Genomic DNA, 1,421 nt, shown 5'->3' on the forward strand with positions numbered 1-1,421 from the left:
TAACACTACTCTGCCAGCCCGACCGAGAGGACGGTTCCGCAAGTCTGTTAAGCATTCCAGTACAGTTTCTGGGAGGCGGCGATGGGCAGGGCCGAAGCGGCGTGGACGGCGGAACTGGAGGTGTGGCTGGCCCCCTTCCTGGAGCGGCTCGCCTATCCGGCACAGCGGCGATGGGCGCCGCTCTACATTGCGGGGCTGCTGGCCCCGGGGGAGCGGAAAAGTCTGGAGCCTTTGGCCAGCCGCATCGCGCCGGGGCACCTCCAGCAGCTTCATCATTTTCTCTCCACCTCGCGCTGGGATCCGGCGCCTCTGGCGGAGGAACTGGTCCGCCAAGCCCAAGCCCTGGTTGGTGGCCCGGATGCGGTGCTGGTGGTCGATGACACGGCGCTGGTCAAGAAGGGCGAGCACTCGGTCGGCGTCGCCCACCAGTACTGCGGGCAGCTTGGCAAGCAGGCCAATTGCCAATCCTTGGTTTCGCTGACCCTGGCGCGCGCCGAGGTGCCGGTGTGCGTGGCATTGCGCCTGTTCCTGCCCGAAGCCTGGGCCGGCAATGAAGCGCGGCGCCGCCGCGCGCTGGTGCCCGAGGGGCTGGCCTTTCGTGAGAAATGGCGCATCGCCCTGGACGAGATCGACCGCGTGCGCGCCGCCGGCGCGACCTTCGGCACCGTGCTGGCCGATGCCGACTACGGCCGGGTGGTTGGCTTCCGCCACGCCCTGGACGAGCGCGGCCTGCCGTGGGCGCTCGCCGTCCTGTCCACCTGCACCGTCTATCCCGCCGACGTGCAACTGCAGGCGCCCAGGCGTCGGGATGGGCGCCCCCGCCCGGATCGGCCAAGCCAGCAGGCCCAGGCCGTCATCGCGGCGCTGCCGGCCACAGCCTTCCACCCGGTGACGTGGCGCCAGGGCACGAAGGGGCCGTTGCGGGCGGACTTCGCCGCGCTGCGGGTGCGGGTGGCCGATGGTCCCGCGATGAGTTCCCGCACGCAGCATCTGCCCGGAGCCGAGAGGTGGCTGGTGTGCGAGCGCCGCCTCAGCGGCGAGCGGCGCTACTACTTGTCCAACCTGCCGTCCGACACGCCGCTGGACCGGCTGGCCGCTTTGATCAAGGCGCGCTGGGTGTGCGAGCAGGCGCACCAGCAGATGAAGGAGGAATTGGGGCTGGACCACCTGGAGTGCCGCAACTGGATGGCTTTAGCCCATCACGCCCTGCTGACCATGATGGCCTTGTGCTTCCTCCAGCATCTGCGGCTTGGGGGAAAAAATCAGCGCCGGCCTCAGCCCGCCGGGGCCGCCGCCCATCCCGACCCTGCCGCAGGTGCGTCAAGCCATCCTGGAACGCTGCATGACCGTCTACGTCCGATGTCCGGAATGCCAGCACAGCTTCCGCTTCCTCCCCAATCCATAGGGCTGGCAGAGTAGTG

At 69.0% G+C, this 1,421-nt stretch carries 1 protein-coding gene; it reads left to right on the top strand.

Going from position 1 to position 1,421, the window contains the following annotated elements; translation table 11 throughout:
- The first annotated feature begins 81 nt into the window (after positions 1-81).
- Positions 82-1,419 (top strand): IS701 family transposase, encoded by a 1,338-nt coding sequence (locus tag ACSVC7_RS32620; RefSeq protein WP_448208549.1) that lies wholly within the window; start codon positions 82-84, stop codon positions 1,417-1,419.
- Positions 1,420-1,421: the final 2 nt, after the last annotated feature.

This window comes from Azospirillum mesophilum (assembly GCF_053470405.2).